We start from the raw sequence: 16,981 nt of genomic DNA on the forward strand, positions 1-16,981 counted from the left end.
GCTTCTATCCTATCAACTCCTTTTCCAGTTGCTCCAGGGATTTTCCTTTGGTTTCGGGCAACAGGAAATACAGAACCACAAATCCAAAGGCACAAATCCCACCATACAGCCAAAAATTATTGGCCCATCCCAAATTTTCCTGAATTGCGGGAAAGAAATAAGTCAGGGTAAAATTACCCAACCAATGAGCAAGAGCTCCAATAGATATGGCTGCTCCTCGGATCCGGGTCGGAAAAATCTCTGCCAATACCACCCACAGCAGGGGAGCCAAGGTAAAGGAATAAAACATCACATTGCTCAAAACCAAGCCCACAACCAGATTACCGCCCTGCTCAATATAAAAAGTATAGCCAATCAATCCATACAGTACAGCCATCGCCGAGGTCCCGACAAGCAAAAGCTTTTTTCTACCAAATCTGTCCACTGTAAATAGAGTGATAAAGACCGAAAGAACCATCACACCTCCGATCACCACGATATTGAGCATCATCTGCTTGAGATTGTAGCCTGCAGCTTGGAAAATATCCGCCGCGTAATAAATCACCACGTTGATCCCGCTCCACTGCTGAAGAAAGGCCAGAAAAATCCCGATTCCCAAAAGTTTCAATACATTCTTATGCAGGAGATCCTTGAAATCCACACGGGCAAGATCCTTTTCCTTCAACGTGGTTTTTATCTCAGAAATCGTATCCTTCGCATAGTTCTGCCCACCTATTTTTTCCAAAATCCTACTGGCCCGGTCTTCCTCCTTGTTTTTGATCAACCAAGGAACGGATTCCGGCACAAAAAACATCAGCAGGAAAAACAAAAGAGCAGGAATCACTTCTGCTCCAAACATCCATCTCCAGCCCGACTGTCCACTCCAACTGGAAGCAATCATTTCAAAACTTGCATCTTCAGCCAACTGGGTATCCAGCAGCGAAATCTGCCAATTGGCCAACTGAGCCAACAATACCCCAATCATGATCAAAAGCTGATTGATGGTCACCATCCTGCCTCTTTTCTCAGGAGGCGAAAGCTCTGCTATGTACAGGGGAGATAAATTCAGCGCTATTCCCATGGCTACTCCTCCTACAATTCTATAAAAATTGAACCACCAAAAAGTGTCCGACAAAGCCGTACCTACTGCAGAAAGTGAAAACAGAAACCCAGAAAAGATCAAAAGCCTCTTTCGGCCCAACTTATCCGAAATCAAAATACAAAGAGTCGCCCCGATCATACAGCCTACCAAAGCCGAACTCGTGCCCCAACCTTGGTCTGAAACAGAAGTAATATTGAAAAAGGGCTCATAAAAAGGCTTGGCACCACCGATCACCACCCAATCATATCCAAACAAAAAGCCACCTAACGCGGCTGTTAAACTGATCAACCAAATATAGGATTGGTTATAGCTGTAGTTTTGAGTCATGGGATAGGATTTTGGGCTTTATTATTTTCAAGCCAGAAAATAAAAGAAATATCCAATCCATCAATCCTGCTCCTACCCTAAACTCTGTTTTTTACCAGAAAGACCTTCAAAAACAAAACTCCGGCAATCAGTTTACCGGAGTTTTGAGCTTGTGGAAAACAGGCAATTCTAATGCTTAGATTTTCAACCTATACACCTCTTCCAAACTGGAATTGGATGCTATATTCACCTCTAGGTCCTTGATCACACCGGAGCCGACTCCGTATACCCATCCATGAATAGAAAGTGTCTTTGCTGATTTCCAGGCATTTTGCACGATGGAAGTTTTGGCTAGATCATACACCTGCTCAATTACATTCAGCTCCACAAATCGGTCAAATCGTTGCTTCTCATCCTGAATGGAATCAAGTTCCCTATGATGAAAACGGTACACATCCTTGATGTGTCTGATCCAGTTGTCGATAAGGCCAAAGGTATTCGAACTCATAGCGGCATTGACCCCTCCGCAACCGTAGTGTCCACAAACGATGATGTGCTTTACCTCCAAAACATTGACAGCGTAATCCAGCACGCTGAGCATATTCATATCCGAATGCACCACCATATTGGCAATGTTTCGGTGTACGAATACTTCTCCCGGTTGGGCACCGATGATTTCATTGGCCGGCACCCTACTGTCCGCACAGCCAATCCAAAGTAAAGGAGGCTGCTGTCCATTTGCCAATTTTTCAAAATAGGTGGAGTCAGCATTCAATTTGGTAGACACCCATTCCTTATTATTCTGAAGTAATTGATTGTAATAATTCTGATTCATGTTTTATGAAATATTTAATGTGAGTTTAGGGGTTCGGTCAGGCCAAAAAATGCACTGAAACTATTGAGGTTTTCCACTACTCCCTTGTTGGAAATCAGTTTGATCCGGATATTTCTTTCTTTCGCTTTGGAGGAAAAATCCTCCAGAATCTCTATCACATCGTAATTCATGCGTATGGTTTTTCGCACATCCAGTTCGAGATGGGTTCCTTCCGGAATCCGGCTTAATTCCTTAAGGATGGCCCCTTTATTCAGGAATGACAATTCCTCAGCAAGAGTCATGGTCATATGACTCCCTTTGTCAGCGTCTTTCTCAATGTGGAGAAAATGGGAATTCCTGTAGTTCTCTATGAGGATAAACATCATAGCTACGAGCATTCCAAGACCTATTCCGACCAGGATATCGGTAAAAACCACCCCTATCACCGTCACGATAAAAGGAATAAACTGGGATTTACCTAATCGAAACATAGTTTTGAAAAGGGCTGGTTTGGCGAGTTTGTATCCTACCACCAACAAAATCGCAGCAAGCACCGCTAAAGGAATTTTATTCAACAAAGTGGGGATCAAAATCACGGCAATCAGCAAAAAGAACCCATGTAAAATGGCAGACAATTTGGTTTTCCCTCCAGATTGGACATTAGCAGAGGAGCGGACAATGACCTGAGTTACTGGAAGTCCTCCTATCAATCCTGAGAGCACATTTCCCACTCCCTGGGCAAAAAGTTCACGGTTGGTTGGTGTCACCCTTTTTTCGGGGTCCAACTTATCTGCTGCCTCCACCGAAAGCAGGGTTTCCAAACTTGCCACCACGGCAAGGGTAAATGCCACCGTCCAAACATTGATGTCGGTGATGGCCTCAAAATTCGGCATTGAAAACTGTCCTATGAACATGCTCACATTCTCCGGAATGGGAACATTAACAAGTTTGGAAGAATCGATGAACAAGAAAGAGCTTTCCGGAATTAGGCTCTGGAAGAGCAATCCAAAGATCACAACTGCCAAAGGCCCAGGAAACAATTGGAACACCTTACTTTTTTTAGTAAGTACCTTGTCCCAAAGAATCAAAATCGCAAGTGAGATTAGGGACAGGAAAATGGCTCCGGGAGTAAGGGATTCCATCATGGCAGTCAATGCCGATAAGGTATTTTCTCCATCTGGCTGAAGAAAATTAAGGTCTCCCTCATAATCCGAATCATGACCCAAAGCATGTGGAATCTGCTTCAGGACAATGATGATCCCAATCGCTGCCAACATTCCCTTAATCACGGCACTGGGGAAATAATATCCGATGACCCCGGCTTTTAATACAGCAAAGAGCAACTGGATTATCCCCGCAATAACAACAGCTAGCAGGAAGTTTTCGAAGGTACCCAATGTACCGATAGCTGTCAGAACAATGACAGCCAAACCAGCGGCCGGACCACTGACGCCCAAGGAGGATCCACTGAGATACCCTACCACTATACCGCCGACAATTCCAGCAATCAGCCCTGAAAACAAAGGAGCCCCACTGGCAAGTGCAATACCCAAACAAAGGGGTAAAGCCACAAAAAACACTACAATAGATGCCGACAAATCTTTGCCAGCATGTTTGAATAAGGATTTCATAGATAATGGTTTAGAGTAATTGAGCCTATTTTCCAGACACATCCATCAATGGACAGAAATAGTCCTATATGGCTACCTAATGAAGCAGCTTACCTTCATCACAAACCAAACAATCACACAGGACTAGTTCCAATCCGAATCGGAGAGGATTGTGCATTCGATTTTCTGGGAAATCAGACTTGAGAAATAAATCCAGGCAAACCCCGGATCTGAAAATCAAAGAAAAAAGGAAAGGGAATTAGGAGGCGGTACGTGAATTTCCTGGGTGTATGTAGAAAAAAGTTCAGCATCCCTTCCAAAGTATTTGCTCTCTTGGGATTCAATCCCCAAAGGCTGAAAAAAACTAAAGGAAAGGACATAATAACTCTTATTAGAAGAATGATCCTCAAGAATTTCCTGCAAAGGATTGGTCTCCACCAATTCTTCTGCATTCAATTGGATCAGCCCGTAATACGTACAGGAGACCAAATTGACTGCCATAAGAAAACTTAATAAGATCAGAATCCTCCTCATGTAGCTATTCGCTTCAAATCAATGATTTAGGGTAAATCCGGAGATGAACAGTTCCATATTTCTACCGGATCAGGATTCAAATAAAAAGAAAAAATTTAAATCATAAAAAATTTTTATAAAACCAATTCCCTGAAAAAACATAGCCAACTGCCTTCGAAAGGCCATTTACCCTTTCCTAAAAAGGGCATAAACATAGGGCCTTTCCTCCCCATTGGGCATGGTATAGGTATAGTTGAAACTATCCAGCAATTCAAAATCCTCTCCCAGTCTTTCCTCAAACATTTCCCTGCTATACCTAACTACCGGAAGACCGGAGCATTTATCTGCACCCTCCAGGTTGAATTGGGCCAGCATTACAAAACCACCGGGTTTCACCTTGTTCTTCAGCAAATCAAAGTATACAGATTGCTCATTTGGATCCGTAAAAAAATGAAGAACAGCACGGTCTATCCACAAATCCACGGGTTCGATATGAAGCAAGGACTCAGGCCGGGTCAAATCATCCACAATGAACTCAACCATCTTTTCTCCAACTCTAGCTTTAAGTCGCTGCAAAGCCACTTCACTCAGATCAGTAGCAATCAGCTTGGAATAGCCCCTCTGAAGCAAGGCATCTATGAGATTGGTACTCCCTGAACCCACATTCAAAATCCTGCTCCCAAACCCGAGGTTACTTTTCGAAACGAGACCCAAAGTCGGGCTGAGATCAGTCTCATACCAACCCAATTGCTCATCCGGACTATTTCTATAAGCCTGGTTCCAATGTGCTTTCAAATCCATTGGTACAGAATTCTCTATAGGCTTGGAGCAACAACTTTTCCCCTTGTCACTGATATCGCAAAATTCCTGATTCATGGGTGAGATTTGGTTTAAACACAGGTTTGAGTTAGAGAAGCGTCCCAAATAGGGACAGCCTTTTGCCATAAAGCAATTGAAAGAGGAATAAGGTTCAATAAATGGAGCTAAGCCTCAAAAAAATAAACCACCAACATGCGGGCAGTTTCATCTCCTATATTAAAGGGATTGTGCTCCAATCTTCCATCAAAAAGCATAGAATCCCCTGCTTCCAAAACAAGCTCCTGATCTCTAAATATATATTTTACCCGACCGGAAATCATGTATTTGTACTCGTAGGCCTCGGTTTGAACGAAATCACGGGAGGATCCCGGCTGAATCTCCAACAACACAATATCGATGGTGCTTTCCTTCACCTTTTTGGTAAAAATCCGAAAATACTCATACCCACTCGCAGTTTCCTTTTCAAAATGCTCATAATCTGCTTTTCGCTGTACCACAATGGAAGCTTCCTTGGAGTGTAGGCTGAGTTCATTGAAAAACTCATCCAGATCCACTTCCAATGCCTTAATCAGTTGAATCAATACCAATAAGGATGGAATAGTCCGACCATTTTCAATCTGAGAGATCAAACCCTTGGTCACTCCTGCCCGATCTGCCACCTCCTGAAGGGTCAAACCTTTTTCCTTTCTGATACTTTTAATTTTATTACTGATCTGTACGATCACCTCATGTTCCATGAATCAGCTTTGCTATATTTTTTGGAAACTACAAAAAAGATGGGGTTTGAACAGGGGATTGAAAATTAAAAGTTGGGACGTCGAGAGTTATAGGTTGTAGGTTTTAGGCTGTTAATGTCTAAAGAAGAGACCCAGAAAAAGCCCTGTTTTTAGGAAAGTTTAAAAAACGAAACCTAAACTTTTTCCAATTGATCAACTACTTCCTCTCCCAAGCCAAATGAAAGGGTCATTCCAGCTCCTCCCAAACCATTGACAATGGTCACATACTCATCCAATTGATGAACAAATTCAGTTGCACCATTCGTCATTTTAGGATATATACCGTTCCAAGTGGAATCAATCTTCCAATCCCTGAATTGCGCGAATTTTTTCAAGTATTCAAGAATCAATTCATTGACATGGCTTTGATCAAAAGGAGAAAGATTCAAACCGTATTCATGACTGTCCCCAACCGTCAATTCCCCAAGACCGTTTTGGGACACCATCACATGGACCCCCATTTCTACCAATTCAGGAAACTCTTTCTTATAGTGTTCCTTTAAAATTTGAAGTGAGGGAGCGACTTCAAAACCTTTGTAATGGGTAAAGCTCAGCCCTGCACATAGCGGAGGCCCAATCCTCCAAGCCTCCGGTTGCCTCACCAAACGTATCATTTGCAATTTGCATTTTGTAATTGGGGAAGCTTCAAACAATTCCGGATAGAGGGTTTCAAAATCTGCTCCTGAAGCCACAAAAATCCGATCGGCTGACCAACTCTTCATTCCGGAGTAAACCTTATTTCCCTCAATTCGGGAAATTGCCCTATTCCAAATAAATTCTACACCTTCGAGATCTTCCAGATAGCTGGCAGTTTTATAAATGGCCTCCCGTGGATCCACGATCACTTCATCAGCTGACCAAACTCCTCCTTTTAGTCCTTCCAAAACCGCCGCAGGGCTTTTTTCCCCAACCTCTTCCGCATCCAGCCATTGGGCTGATTTGATCCCGGTCATGGCCCCTACATATTCTTTGGCAACTTGCCTTTCAAGATCAGAGTAAACCAAATGAAGGGAACCGGTCTGTTCGGCGAAAAACCCAGCCTTTTGACTGAGTTCCAGCCAAATTTCACGGGATCGCATAGCCCTCATAAAAGTCGGACCCTGTGCCTGGCCTATGGGCCAAACCATCCCGAAGTTCCGCACCGAAGCTCCCTGAGCCTGGGGGTGCCTCTCTATCACTGTGACTTGCCAGCCTTTAGCCTGCAAGGCCCGGGTAAGCGCCAAGCCAACTATACCGGCACCGATGACGATTGCTTTCTGAGATGTATTCATATCAATTGATCAGGGAAAGGGAGACAGGGGCTTCCTTCTCCCGTTTTTTTAGTTTGCGTTGAAAGTAGAAAAGGGAAACCCCCATCAAAAGGGAGGATATACTTAGAAAAACCAGGATGCTACTGAGATAAAAGTTGAGCCAACTGAGGTTTTGAGTACCTCCAACCTGTTTAAAAACCAATACTAGACTGGAGCCTAAGTATCCAAAACTGTCGACCAAATACATGAGAAAACCTACATTTCCAGCATATTTAAAAGTGGCGATCAGTCGGTCGAAGAGAAGTGAATTGAAGGGAATATAGGCCATGTAAATACCCGTTCCGGTCAATACCATCCAATAAAAAGGAGATAGTATTCCTGCTTGCAATCCCAAAGTTGAAAGGATGGTAATGGCAAAGCCCCCAAGAATTATCCAATGATTCAGAAAGAGGACCCGTTGATTGTCTCTCACCAAAACCAGGAGAGACATCAGCCCGAGCAGGATAAGCGTGATAGGCACCTCTGTCTTAGTCAGGAGTTCTGGCGCTACTTCCATTTGCAACCCACTCCAAATTTCAACAACAAAATTATCCCTCAAATCCCGAAGTCCCGTCAGCATCATATATACCAAAATCAAAAGCATGATTCCTATTCGAAACTCCCTAAAAAAGACTTTTCTGGAAGCTGAGTCCATAGAAGACCGGGGAGACCTCATCCTTTGATCCTCTAATGAAGGAGACGGGATATGATCCAATAAAACTACCGCAACCAGTAACAGAGGAAAAAAAACTGCACCTGTCAAGAAAGGCATCCAATATTCTGTCACTCCCCAGTCCAACAAAAGATAACGTCCTATAGACTTGACAAAACCTGATGAAAAAACAAAGCTGGCAGCCAACATGCTTCCCATCATTTCTGTAAATCTCCTCCCCTCCATATAATGAAAAACTATTCCCCAAATTAATCCCAGTGGAAAGCCATTGAGGACAAAAAACAAAATCCCCGCAGGACCGGGAACCAAGGCAAAACCCAACAATGCCATCCAGGATAATGTAATCAGCGTCAGGATCAAACGGGCTCTTCCCCTATCTCCGAGTTCGGAAATCATTTTGATCCCATAAAACTTGGAGGCCATATACCCAAGGGTCTGTGCAAGAATCAGCCAGATTTTCAGGTTCAATCCCAAAAACTCCTCTCCCTCAAAAGCTGCTACGGCAAAAGGCTTTCGAAAAGCATACATACTGGAATACACCAAGAAACCCATTAAAGCTGCAAACACACTCATTTGGAAGGAATTAGCCTCCTGAAGCTTTTTGGAAAGGAGTGCACTTCGAAGCATTTCAGGAAAGTGATTTTTCGTATGCTTCAACCAATCCAATCAATTCACTCAGGGAGGCTATCAGATGAGTAGGATGATGGGGAAGCAATTCCTCGGCGGAATACGCCCCTGAAGTCACGCCTATACTCATCAGGCAACCTGAATTGTGACCTTCATTGATATCTACCTCTGTATCACCGATTTTGATCACCGATTTGGGATTTTCTATTCCCAGCTCCTGCATGATCTTTTGGATCATAAAGGGATAAGGTCTTCCCATTTCCACTTCATCACTCGCTGCCGAAGCATCTATATACTTTCCCTGGGTCCATCCCACTCTTTGGAGGATGATATCTGTGATATCCCTGCTAAAACCAGTATCCAAGGCCACCTTGATCCCCATTGCATGCAAGACTTCAAAGACCTTCTCCGCATCCGCAACAGGACGGATGGAAGGGTCAGTGGCATAATGCTCCAGCATTCCCTTGACAAAATCCTCATGGATTTCACCAATCAGATCTTCAGTGATTTTTTCCGCATTTGGCTCATGGATTTCCAGCAATTCACGAATAGCTTGGGGCTTGGAATAGCCCATTTTTTCATTGGCTTCCTGCAAGGAGACTCCTGGGTACCCTCTTTTATTAAGGGCGGCCTGGAAAGCTTTGGCTACATTGTTTTCATCATAAATAGTGGTACCGGCCATATCAAAGACCGCCAACTTAATCTGAGGCATGGAAATCTAATTTTACTGTAAAGGCTTTAGGGTTCCGGGGGAGAAGCCATTCAAAACCCTCCCCCTACTCTTGCAAAACCAACTCAATATTTGTTTAGCAAAATTAAACTTTCAGAAATTTTTGGTCTTTCCAAAATCCATTATCATTTCATTAAGGTATTGTTTCGACTCAATTCCCTTATTCTTAAAAAACAACCTAAATTGACATAAAATTGAAAATACATTGGTAACTAAAGCTTCATCTAAAATTCATATTGAAAAATTCCTTTGAATTTATTTAATGATGAATTTAGTATTTATAAACAAATAGCTATGGAACCCCATCTACTTACTACTTCGGAAAAACTGGACTTACTTTTTGGATTTTATACACGATTTGGCTCAGAGGATTACATTGGAGAGCCTGTCTCCCAGATTGAGCATATGTGTCAGTCTGCCCAACTAGCAGAGAAAGCAGGGTTTGAGGAAGAAGTGATTTTAGCCGCCTTTTTCCATGACCTTGGGCATTTGTTAAGCCACTTGGAAACTGCAGAGTCCATGGGAGGATTTGGGGCAAAAAGACATGAACAAATCGGTGCGCAGTTTTTAAGGATGTTGGGTTTTCCCGAGAAAATAGCTCAGTTGGTTGAAAACCACGTTCAGGCGAAACGCTACCTCACCTGCCGAAACCCGGATTATTTCGCCCTGCTTTCTGAAGCGAGCAAGAATACCTTGGAGTACCAAGGTGGCCCCATGAACGAGCAAGAAGCAATTGCATTTGAAAAAGATCCTTTGTTCGAGGCCTCGCTCCAAATGAGAAAATGGGATGAGGAAGCAAAGCTGGAAGACATCCCACTACCCGAACTGAAAAAATACAGAGACATGGCTGAATTGGTTTTGGAAAGGAATTGAAGGGTTGTGGATTGTCAGTTGCAGGTTAAAAGTGGTGAGTTATAAGTTGTAGGTTGTGAGTTGTTTGTTACAGTCGAATTTCAGGAGACGCAGGACAACAGGACAACAAGGAAAACCTGAAAATCACAACCTTACAACTCCATTTCCATCACCTGATAAAAGACCTCCCCATCCACGGATACTCCTTCCACTTTAAGGCGAATAGCCCGAACTCCATAAGGGATTTTGATCGTGCTTTTGTAAAGACCTTCAGTAGTTTTCGCATTGGGCTCCCAATAGAGGGTTGGCTTTTTCCTCAAATACCGGTCAGCCGGGGGATTTTTAGGAAATTCGGGAAATTCGGTAAAGCCCGAAACAGGGAATAGCTGAAAACCTGATGAGTTGAATTTTCGGTCACTCTCAGGCCCGGTACGGAATCCTTTTTTGGTCTCTATCATGATCACCCCGGCATAGCCTGCCATTCCGAATATGGATTTATCTATGTTATCCGAATACACTTTGATGGATTCAAGCTGGGAAGGTTCATACTGAATTAAAATTTCTTCAAACTCACGCTCTGTTAAATAAGGAAGAGATTGGCCATTAATGATCAGCAAGGGCATTCCAGTTTTTTCTCCGAAATTATAGTTGCCAAACTGACCTCCTCTAAATCGGAGTTTTCCCCATATGTCAATAAAGGTAAGCTTCTCCAAGTCCTCCGGTCCAATCTCCTGGGTAGGCTCCCCGTATCCATAATTGCGGTCGGCCATGGTTTCCCTGGTTTTCTCCTCCTCTTTGACAAATTCCTCCAAAAGGATAAAGTCCCCAGACAGGTCCAAACTATGATCCTCCACAGGAATAGGTTCAATTTTATAGGAATACTTAGGCAAGTCATTTGGGAGTACCGGACTGTCCCGGAAAAAAAGCTCCACTGATCCGTAGGGATTCATTTTCTCGTCCAGGGCTGCGATTGCAATCTGGGCCGTATCAGCATAATACAAGCCGGAAGCCCAAAAAATTCCGGTAGAGTCGGTCAGCACCCGACCATAGTCTTCCAGATCCCCCCGCACTATGGTAATGGGATTGACCGGAGGACGGCGTTTGTTGTCCGGAATGAACTTCCCGCTTAGGGATATGCCATATTCTATTGGGAAAGTAAGTTCGCTCCGGAAGGTTTCCGCCAAGCCCCGGTCCAACCAGTTCATGGCCTGCTCCAGACGAATCCCCTGATCCATGTCTACCACTGCATCCACGTCGGTAAGGGACAGGACAAAGTCCCCGTCTATTGGATTATCGAATTGATCTCTGAATTCAAGATTCAGGTCCATGACCCGGTAGGTCAGAGAATCGGTAATGCTGAATTCAGGATCTACTAGAATCTCCCCGAAGTAGGATTCCTGTTCTTTAGTTTCCACCTCGGGTCTAAAACCCGGTTTTAGGACTGGGAAAGGAAGTACAAACTGATCCCCTTCCGAAAAATTCCTGTTCCAATGGGTATAGGCCCTCAGGACATAATCTCCGGGAAGCAGATCCTGGGAAAGCTCCAGGCCTCCGTTGATTTTACCCTGCTCAACCGAGAAGGTGGCAGACTGGATGATTTCAGAATCTTTGTCCACTAAATCCACATAGACTACCCGACTCAGGGTGTCCCCTAAAGAAGGCTCCTGATACAGCATTTTCCCTCCTAGCCAGACCGTTTCTCCCGGATAGAAATACTCCTTGTTTGAAGTCAGCCAGACCTTTTCCCGAAGCCGGTTTAGGCGGGCAGCCGGACTGCTGACTACTTCAGCCACGGTTTCAGAGATTTCGAATTTCTTATCCGGCACAAAATCCAGTGGTAGAATACGGGCGAGACGCTGCCTTCCCAGATAACCTGACAACAATAATTGGGTAGGATTGACAGGTATTCCCTTTCTGTCCACATCGTAGTACCCCTCCGGAGCCTGGATCCAGCTGATGGCATGGGAAACGTTGATGTAGTAGTCATTTCTCCAAGGTTTGTCCAAATGATGGACTTCCATTCTGCCGGGTAGAAAAATGCGGTAATTCCCATTGCCCAAAGGTCTTTTCAAGATCGAGTCCACTGCCACAGGTTTAAGGGATTTATTGATTTCCACGGTAAAATCATTGGTTCTTTTCCGGTCTTCTTTATCCGGAAGAACATAATAAACCGCCAATTCCAGGGAATCCATAGTATTGAGCAGGGTGGACATATTCAAATTGCGGACAGAGCTTCGATAAACCCCCTCCCTACCGCTTTCCCACCGGGCTCCGGTAAGGGAGTCTATCGGATCCATTTCTCTGTAAAACACCTGCCCATAAAAGCGGGAGGCATTCCGAAGCATCCTGAAATCCTGAAGGTAAAAGACAATCTCATACCCCAGAGCCCGGTTGCTGATCTTCAGGGGTTCCTGAGCGGAAGCTTTGAGGTAGTTAGGACCTTTTTCTACCTTGACTTTTTCAAAATCCACTACCCAGGGATTGTGGATTTCAATCTGGGATCTATAGGGATCATCCGGAAGGGCTAAAAACACTTCCTCAAACCTGCGAAAGTCCCGTTCCCAGGACTTGTCCCGCTTGGATTTGAGCTCCACCTCCGAAAGGCTGGATTCATTGAATGCCAGTTCAAATTCAACACGGACTTCGTTTTTTCCCTGAAAAGAAACTACTTGGACTCCGGTCACATAGCCTACAAAGGAGGCAACTACCTCAATTTCCGAAGGAAAATCTCCCGTCAGTTTAAATTCCCCGTTTTCATCACTGGCAGCCCCATAGGTGGTATTGTTGACAAAGACATTGGCAAAGGGAAGGGGAAGTCCGGTTCCTTTCTCCCGAACTACACCGGTGACCGTCTGGGCCAATGTAGCCTCAACCGAAAAGAACAGCAGTATCAAAAAAAAGTGTCTCATAAAAAATTGATTTCTATCCATTTAAGGATACGGATTTTTTAATTCATATTCAAACTAGATTTTCTTGAAGAGGTTGTCAGTTGCAGGTTATTGAGTTGAAGCCTATCGGTTATCGTCACTGCAAGGAGGCCATAAGCCGACGTGGCAGTCTCATAAATAAGTTGGAGGGTATGGATTTTTAGTAGTGCCAATTGCTAACTACAGACTCCATTCTACATAAAAGAAAAGCCCCGTAGGGGCGCAAGATGGTAGCCATGGGTGTAGCGCTAGTGGAACCCATGGTATAAAAATCAAAAGGCCACATCCTCCGGTGCAGGATCGTATTGAGAACAGATCAACAAAATACCGGAGGACGGGGACGGGTGGGGAGATTGCAGCATGAAATGGAATTGCAAATTCCAAGAATTCCAGGAAAAGAGTCCCGCTTCCCGAGAAGCAGGACAACAAGGAAGAAGCCCCATGGCGATAGACGGAATCGCAAATCACTGGAATCCAAGGACTAGCCAACTTCCGTAAAGCCTTCATTTACCCCTGAGTCCGCCCCATTTTAAAGCACTTCAGCCAGAGCTACAGATGGATGGACTGGGCAGCGAGTTGCTAATCGCTGATTTGTACCTTTCAACCGACAACAATCGACTACTTTCGGATACAAGTGATTGTTTCCCGACTACTGAATTCCCATTCTCTCAACTTTGACTCATCGATTTCCTCTGGCGAAACGAAATCTTTTTTCTCACTTAAATCACAATCTTATGAATGCGCTAAGAAACAGAGTTCAACTCATCGGCCACCTAGGTGGCAAAGTGGAAGTAAAAACCCTTGACTCCGGCAAAAAAGTCGGCAAAGTCAGCCTCGCAACCCACGAAACCTACAAAAACCAAAAAGGTGAAAAAGTAACAGAAACCACCTGGCACAATCTTGTAATATGGGGCAAACAGGTTGAAATCCTGGAAAAATATACTGACAAAGGTTCCGAAATTGCAGTGGAAGGCAAATTGACCAATAGAGATTATACCGATAAGGAAGGAATCAAGCGTAATATTACAGAAGTCGTGGTCAGCGACCTGTTGCTTATGGGAAATAAAACTGACCAGAATGCCTGATCCGAGATTTATCAAAACAAAGAGGGAGGTCATTTTTGTAGGCCTCCCTCTTAATTTTTACTCTCTAACAAATCAACCTGATCATTTCTTATTTATTCTAAATTCATCCAAAACCTCTCCCCCTAAACCAAATACCTGAAGTTGAATGGCGTCTTCTTTCAGGTTCATGATTCCATAATGGTGTTTTTTCACCAAAAGATCCATTTCAGGGTAAGCCGAACTCATCCCTTCTTTTTCTAAGCCTCCACCAGCTCCCCCCACTATCAGAAAATGAACCCTGTTACCTGAGAATTCCCCGGTCCAACGTTCATAGTCATGGGTATGCCCGGCTTGTACAATATCAATCAAACCCTTGTGAAAGTAGGGTTCCAGTAGTTCGCGAATGGACTCTTCTCCATGGTAATCCGGCCAACCTTGTGAATAAGGAGGCTGATGAAGTACGACCATCTTCCAAGGACTGGAAGCCCACTTTTCTGAATTCAACTGTTTATCCATCCATTCCCTTTGCTCACTACCTTCAGGAAGAGAAACAGGAAAAAACGTATTCGGATCCAAAGTCATGACTGCTAGTGGTCCAAAAAACTGCAGCCCATAGGTTTTCTGTTTCTCCTTAAAAAGATAAGCGTGCATTGGTTTGGGCTTTAGATCCTCATAAAACCCATCGTAGTCATGATTGCCCGGGACCAAAAGCTGCAGTGTTTTCATTTCGCCCAGTACCTGTAAAAGTCTAGGGTACGCCAATTCCTCCGAACCATTATTGACCAGGTCCCCTGCCCCTACACTTAAATCCACTTGATGCTTTTCGATCTCTTCGGATATTTTTCGGAAAGTTTCCCAACCTCCCTGAGAGTCTCCCCAAATAGCAATTTTTACTGAATCCTTGGCGACTGGAAGTTCAAATTCGAAGCTGCCTTGATGGGATTTTCCCTGAAACAGTTCAAAACTAAGGGAAGACTCCTTACTCAAATCATAATTAAAAATTCCGTCCTGAGACTGAACCTTTACCTCCTTTCCACCCTGAAAAACAAGCCTCGCCTCGCCTCCTTGTTCACTGACCCAACGGAGAAAAGGAATGCCATCAGTACCAAGCAAAAGCAAGGGGCTGGTAAATACGATGGGATAGGATTTTAGAATTTCTCCTCGTTCTTCGAAGGACAATTTCTCCAATTGATCCTTCAGAGACTCGTCCTCCAAAAGATCCAGTTTGCGCCGGGTAAGAACAGAATCTCTTCTTACCTGAAGAGAATTCTTCCACTTCCAATAATTTTCCTCTTTCATCCAGTGGATTTTCCTCAATCCACCCGCCATCGCATTGTTGACTACCCGTAGTATTAAACTTCTTTTGCCAGCTCCCTTGACCTCAAATAGTTCTCTTTCCGGGGATCTTTTTACTCTTTCGCCATCCAACCAGACCTGCACCCCATCATCCGCGTCAACAATTAAAACCCCCTGATCCAAAAATCCTTCCCAGTGATACCACATAGAATGATTGGGAAGACTAAGCCGATGTGGAAGCAAAATATGCTCACCAGTATCCATCACACCCGGAAATTCCCTTTCAATCCCGGGGATAGAATCCGAGCCTAAATACCTCCAACCGGAATCCAAAAGGAAAAGATTTTCTCCAGAAAATCCATCATCCAGATATTCCCCAATCTGAAAACCATCCGAAAAAAATACCTCTCCGAAAGTCGGAGAGGTAGATTTTGGCTGACAGGCCTGAATCAACAACAGCGCACAACAGCCTATCCAAAATGTTCTCATTGAATCATTTCTTCAATTACGGCTCCTGCTTTTTCATCCGGATACTCCAAACCCAGCAAAGTAAAAATGGTTCGTGCGATTCGGGCTGAATACCACTGCCCCTCTACCTTCATTTCACCACCTGCGGGCGTATCCGGTCCGATCGCTGCCATCCAGATTTGTCCAGCCACAGGAATGGAAGCTCCATGGCTTCTCCAGCTCGTCTTGCTGGTTCCACGACCATGGTCTGTAGTGATGATCATGGTAGTTTTATCCTTGTATTGTGGATCTGACTGGATCATTTCCCAAATTTCCCGAATGTAGTCATCAGTCTGACGAGCTGACCAGAGGTATTCGTCGTAATGATTGCCATGGGCCCAATCGTCGGTTTCTCCATAGGCAATGTAAAGCACCTTAGGTTTGTGCTTCTTGATGGCTTCCAATGCGTAATGATGGGTAAAGGGATCCAAACGAACTCCGCCCCAAGGCCCGCGGATTTCATCCTGCATTCGATTGATCAATAGCTCTCTATCCGTCAGGTTATTTCCTTCTGCCTTGTCAAAACCGGCATTTACCGGAACCCCGCTACGCTCTTCATTTACGATGTAAGGAAACACATCCCAGCTTCCAAAGGCCATTACCTTCCCCTGGTACTCAGGTCTCTGATTGAGGTATTCCAAAAAAGTCACGTTTGGATTGTTGATTTTTGAATTGGAATTGATTCGCTCATCATCCGCAAATCCACTCAACACCTCATTGTAGCCTGGGTAGGAAAACCACATGGAATTGCTGTTGTTGACAAAATTTCCATACGCCCGGTTTCCATAGATTTGCCCTTCTTTCGCAAGAGTGTTCCAGAAGAAGGGAAGCAATTTTTCCCTTCGGATTTGGGAGTTTTCATCCCAAAAATCCTCCAGCAAAGAGCCGGCTGTTTTGATCATACCGGTATCATCCACCAACAGCGAGTCGGCTCCCTTGAAGACTTCCTGCCAGCGCATCCCATCCAAGGTGATCAGGACGATGTTTTCTGTTTTATAATTCGTTTGGGAAAATGCCTGAGCAGCTCCCAGAAACAGAGCCAAGGTCAGTAGCAAATTGCGTTTAATCATGGTAAAAGTTTTTTTAGAAAAGAATCC

14 protein-coding genes are annotated in these 16,981 nt (G+C 44.2%); 2 read left to right on the forward strand and 12 right to left on the reverse strand.

What is annotated here, in order from left to right:
- Positions 1 to 4: 4 nt before the first annotated feature.
- From P2G54_RS05255 to P2G54_RS05295, 9 genes are all read right to left on the reverse strand, one after another.
- Positions 5 to 1,408, reverse strand: coding sequence for a sugar porter family MFS transporter (locus tag P2G54_RS05255; RefSeq protein ID WP_275868931.1), 1,404 nt, complete (start codon positions 1,406 to 1,408; stop codon positions 5 to 7).
- A 175-nt stretch (positions 1,409 to 1,583) separates the two neighbouring features.
- Positions 1,584 to 2,222 carry a carbonate dehydratase gene (gene can / locus P2G54_RS05260; RefSeq protein ID WP_275868933.1) on the reverse strand — a complete coding sequence of 213 codons (639 nt, stop codon included), beginning with the start codon at positions 2,220 to 2,222 and terminating at the stop codon, positions 1,584 to 1,586.
- Positions 2,223 to 2,236: 14 nt separating this feature from the next.
- Complete coding sequence (locus P2G54_RS05265) at positions 2,237 to 3,832, reverse strand: SulP family inorganic anion transporter (protein ID WP_275868935.1); 1,596 nt, start codon at positions 3,830 to 3,832, stop codon at positions 2,237 to 2,239.
- Positions 3,833 to 4,048: 216 nt separating this feature from the next.
- The gene (locus P2G54_RS05270; RefSeq protein WP_275868937.1) at positions 4,049 to 4,312 is read right to left on the reverse strand and encodes a hypothetical protein; all 264 of its coding nucleotides are present in this window, start codon (positions 4,310 to 4,312) and stop codon (positions 4,049 to 4,051) included.
- Positions 4,313 to 4,510: 198 nt separating this feature from the next.
- Positions 4,511 to 5,200: a class I SAM-dependent methyltransferase gene (locus tag P2G54_RS05275; protein WP_275868939.1), complete on the reverse strand. Its 690-nt coding sequence runs from the start codon at positions 5,198 to 5,200 to the stop codon at positions 4,511 to 4,513.
- A 107-nt stretch (positions 5,201 to 5,307) separates the two neighbouring features.
- Positions 5,308 to 5,880, reverse strand: a complete 573-nt coding sequence (locus P2G54_RS05280) for an XRE family transcriptional regulator (RefSeq protein ID WP_275868941.1) — start codon at positions 5,878 to 5,880, stop codon at positions 5,308 to 5,310.
- A gap of 173 nt (positions 5,881 to 6,053) precedes the next feature.
- Positions 6,054 to 7,190 (reverse strand): TIGR03364 family FAD-dependent oxidoreductase, encoded by a 1,137-nt coding sequence (locus P2G54_RS05285; protein WP_275868944.1) that lies wholly within the window; start codon positions 7,188 to 7,190, stop codon positions 6,054 to 6,056.
- A 1-nt stretch (position 7,191) separates the two neighbouring features.
- A complete protein-coding gene (locus tag P2G54_RS05290; RefSeq protein WP_275868946.1) occupies positions 7,192 to 8,508 on the reverse strand; it encodes a DUF5690 family protein in 1,317 nt (438 codons plus the stop codon).
- Between the two features lies 1 nt (position 8,509).
- Positions 8,510 to 9,220: an HAD hydrolase-like protein gene (locus P2G54_RS05295; RefSeq protein WP_275868948.1), complete on the reverse strand. Its 711-nt coding sequence runs from the start codon at positions 9,218 to 9,220 to the stop codon at positions 8,510 to 8,512.
- Positions 9,221 to 9,532: 312 nt separating this feature from the next.
- Between P2G54_RS05295 and P2G54_RS05300 the strand changes: the two genes are divergently transcribed.
- Entirely contained in the window at positions 9,533 to 10,111 is a 579-nt protein-coding gene (locus tag P2G54_RS05300; protein ID WP_275868951.1) for a phosphonate degradation HD-domain oxygenase, read from the forward strand.
- 131 nt (positions 10,112 to 10,242) lie between these two features.
- On the opposite strand, the gene P2G54_RS05305 is transcribed toward P2G54_RS05300, so the two are convergent.
- On the reverse strand, positions 10,243 to 12,999 hold the full coding sequence (locus P2G54_RS05305; RefSeq protein WP_275868953.1) for a carboxypeptidase-like regulatory domain-containing protein: 2,757 nt from the start codon (positions 12,997 to 12,999) through the stop codon (positions 10,243 to 10,245).
- A 752-nt stretch (positions 13,000 to 13,751) separates the two neighbouring features.
- Between P2G54_RS05305 and ssb the strand changes: the two genes are divergently transcribed.
- Positions 13,752 to 14,102, forward strand: a complete 351-nt coding sequence (gene ssb / locus P2G54_RS05310; RefSeq protein WP_275868956.1) for a single-stranded DNA-binding protein — start codon at positions 13,752 to 13,754, stop codon at positions 14,100 to 14,102.
- Between the two features lie 81 nt (positions 14,103 to 14,183).
- On the opposite strand, the gene P2G54_RS05315 is transcribed toward ssb, so the two are convergent.
- On the reverse strand, positions 14,184 to 15,866 hold the full coding sequence (locus tag P2G54_RS05315; RefSeq protein WP_275868957.1) for a metallophosphoesterase: 1,683 nt from the start codon (positions 15,864 to 15,866) through the stop codon (positions 14,184 to 14,186).
- Positions 15,863 to 16,954: an alkaline phosphatase family protein gene (locus P2G54_RS05320; RefSeq protein WP_275868958.1), complete on the reverse strand. Its 1,092-nt coding sequence runs from the start codon at positions 16,952 to 16,954 to the stop codon at positions 15,863 to 15,865. Before P2G54_RS05320 ends, P2G54_RS05315 begins: the two co-directional genes overlap by 4 nt.
- Positions 16,955 to 16,981 lie beyond the last annotated feature (27 nt).

The sequence above is a fragment of the Algoriphagus sp. CAU 1675 genome (genome assembly GCF_029222925.1).
Lineage (GTDB): Bacteria > Bacteroidota > Bacteroidia > Cytophagales > Cyclobacteriaceae > Algoriphagus.

Bases quoted from the DNA above. Each gene is read 5' to 3' on its own strand.
- P2G54_RS05305 (WP_275868953.1), bottom strand. From the start codon at position 12,999: ATGAGACACTTTTTTTTGATACTGCTGTTCTTTTCGGTTGAGGCTACA.
- P2G54_RS05285 (WP_275868944.1), bottom strand. From the start codon at position 7,190: ATGAATACATCTCAGAAAGCAATCGTCATCGGTGCCGGTATAGTTGGC.
- P2G54_RS05255 (WP_275868931.1), bottom strand. From the start codon at position 1,408: ATGACTCAAAACTACAGCTATAACCAATCCTATATTTGGTTGATCAGT.
- P2G54_RS05320 (WP_275868958.1), bottom strand. From the start codon at position 16,954: ATGATTAAACGCAATTTGCTACTGACCTTGGCTCTGTTTCTGGGAGCT.
- P2G54_RS05290 (WP_275868946.1), bottom strand. From the start codon at position 8,508: ATGCTTCGAAGTGCACTCCTTTCCAAAAAGCTTCAGGAGGCTAATTCC.
- ssb (WP_275868956.1), top strand. From the start codon at position 13,752: ATGAATGCGCTAAGAAACAGAGTTCAACTCATCGGCCACCTAGGTGGC.
- P2G54_RS05270 (WP_275868937.1), bottom strand. From the start codon at position 4,312: ATGGCAGTCAATTTGGTCTCCTGTACGTATTACGGGCTGATCCAATTG.
- P2G54_RS05295 (WP_275868948.1), bottom strand. From the start codon at position 9,220: ATGCCTCAGATTAAGTTGGCGGTCTTTGATATGGCCGGTACCACTATT.
- can (WP_275868933.1), bottom strand. From the start codon at position 2,222: ATGAATCAGAATTATTACAATCAATTACTTCAGAATAATAAGGAATGG.
- P2G54_RS05280 (WP_275868941.1), bottom strand. From the start codon at position 5,880: ATGGAACATGAGGTGATCGTACAGATCAGTAATAAAATTAAAAGTATC.
- P2G54_RS05315 (WP_275868957.1), bottom strand. From the start codon at position 15,866: ATGAGAACATTTTGGATAGGCTGTTGTGCGCTGTTGTTGATTCAGGCC.
- P2G54_RS05275 (WP_275868939.1), bottom strand. From the start codon at position 5,200: ATGAATCAGGAATTTTGCGATATCAGTGACAAGGGGAAAAGTTGTTGC.
- P2G54_RS05265 (WP_275868935.1), bottom strand. From the start codon at position 3,832: ATGAAATCCTTATTCAAACATGCTGGCAAAGATTTGTCGGCATCTATT.
- P2G54_RS05300 (WP_275868951.1), top strand. From the start codon at position 9,533: ATGGAACCCCATCTACTTACTACTTCGGAAAAACTGGACTTACTTTTT.